The 2200-nt window shown below is 57.9% G+C and carries 1 protein-coding gene; it reads right to left on the reverse strand.

Going from position 1 to position 2200, the window contains the following annotated elements:
- Nucleotides 1–91: 91 nt before the first annotated feature.
- Nucleotides 92–1591, reverse strand: a complete 1500-nt coding sequence (ltrA, locus tag VSR72_RS43885; RefSeq protein ID WP_342958406.1) for a group II intron reverse transcriptase/maturase — start codon at nt 1589–1591, stop codon at nt 92–94.
- Nucleotides 1592–2200 lie beyond the last annotated feature (609 nt).

Raw genomic sequence — 2200 nt, forward strand, 5'->3', positions numbered from 1 at the left:
CAGGTTGTCGGGTAAGCGCGTGCTGTTGCCAGCACGCGCTCCCCTAAGAACCGGACAGGCAAGTCGCCTCGCATCCGGCTCAAGCCATGCTTCAGCACCAGGGGCTGGCACCGGGCAGCCTGACAGAACGTTTTGAAGCTCGACGACGAGCAAAGTAAGTCGTCCATTCCGGGTCGAAGGGATTAGCCGGTCCACGAACCTTTACATGGCGCGTGATTACGACTGTTGAAGCACGGAAGAGCCAAGCATCGCCGGTACTGCTGTCGGCCGACTCCTTCGTTGCAAAGTTCCAGGACCTTTGTCCGTTCACCCGAAAGTACCGCTGCTTAACCCATCGTGCTCCTTTCGTGGGGTGTCTGCGTTTCGCCCACTTCCAGAGCAGGCGCCAGATGTGCGAGTCTATCAATGAGAAGGTTGCCTTCGCCACGATATGACGATGGTACATGGCCCAGCCCCGAATGACCGGGTTGAGTTGTCGTATCAGCATCTCTTGCGTGACGCTTGCGTTGCCCTTGATGATTTCCCGGACCTTATCAAGCAGCGATTTAAGACTCTCCTTCGCTGGCATGATCAGCAACTTGCTGCCGTACTTGCGTACGTTTTGCCCGAGGAAATCGAATCCTTCCGATATGTGCGTGATTCGCGTTTTCTCCTCCGACAGTTCCAGCCCGCGATCTGCCATGAAACGGCGGGTCGCAGGAAGAACGTAGGATTCGAGCACGTCTTTCGACGCACAGGTCACCACGAAATCATCAGCGTACCGGATGACGTTGAGTTTGAATTTTTGGCGCGCGATTGCCGTTGCACCGACACTCGCATAGACTGCCGCCTCCAACCCGTCTAACGCCATGTTCGCGATCACGGGCGAGATGATTCCGCCCTGGGGCGTACCCATCCGTGTCTCGAACAATGATCCCTCATCGATGTATCCGGCCTCAAGCCATTTGCGCAGAACCGTCTTATCCATCGGTATGTGCTCCAGGAGCCAGGAGTGACTGAAACTGTCGAAACAGCCTCGGATGTCCCCCTCCAGAACCCACTCTGACGAAGTGCGTCTTGCCATAGTGATGAAGCACTGTTCGATGGCATCGGCAGTCGAGCGCTCTGGCCGAAAGCCATAGGAATTCGGGTCCGCAAGTGTTTCCGCAATGGGTTCAAGCGCGAGCTTCCACAAGGCTTGCATCGACCTGCACCTCATACACGGAATTCCTAACGGACGCTTCTTTCCGTTACTCTTGGGAATGTAAACACGCCGCAATGGCATCGCCCGATAACCTCGATGACGAAGCGACAACATTCCTTTCCATCTGGCCGCCGGAGATGACCATATCCTGCCATCCACCCCCGGCGTTCTCTTACCTCGATTTTCCGTCACTCGCTTCACGGCCAGCATCTTGCCGCTATGCGAGCGGGTCAACAGATGTTGCAGGGCTTTCGCCTTGCCCCATCGGCCTTCCCGGACGGCCTTGGCGATACGCAACTGAAGCCGCCTCACCTCCGCCTCGATATGTGGCCAGTTTGCCTGTTCCCACATTGCTGCGGCGTGTGAGGGCGCACCGGTGTCCGACACCTTCGTATCGTTCGCCGTCATCTGCTCTCCCTCGTACAACGGTTTGTCAAGTCTCTCTCGCCATGAATGACCGCGCGGAAGTCTGCCCGCTTTCGCGTCGGGCGATGTCTCAGCCCGTATCCCCGCCATTACAGCTGGGCGTTCGCTTTCTCCGCATTCCTTTACCCACCGCGCCAACAGCGTTCCTCGCGGTTCGCCTGCCGTTGCCGGCAGCGCGATGGGCTTACCCTGTTCCGCATTTATCTCCGGATGGTGCGGACCCGTCCTATGCGCCGGCGGCGTTCCGTCCATGATGGTCCATCGCCAGAAGACCATACCTTGCCGCGTACCTTTTGGTGCAAGCCTGTCAGCACGTTTGGCTTGTTCCGTATAACAGCGCCTTCCAGACGTTCACGTGTGTTGATCGTACCCATCCATCCCTTGCGCCTTTCCGCCTTCGTGCTGGCAGATTCCGCCTCGCCTCACGGCTCAGCGTACCGGGTGTCCGGTGGCTACGTTGTCCCCGAAGCTTCACACCGAGCCGTTGCCAGCTCCGCATGTCCGGGTAGGGAACGGCTGATGGAACAGCCGGTTTCATCAAGTCATGCCACCCCGTGAAACAGAGATACATGCGACTTTGCAGGTCGCACT

This window comes from Paraburkholderia sp. JHI869 (assembly GCF_038900775.1).
In the GTDB taxonomy this organism is placed as follows: domain Bacteria; phylum Pseudomonadota; class Gammaproteobacteria; order Burkholderiales; family Burkholderiaceae; genus Paraburkholderia.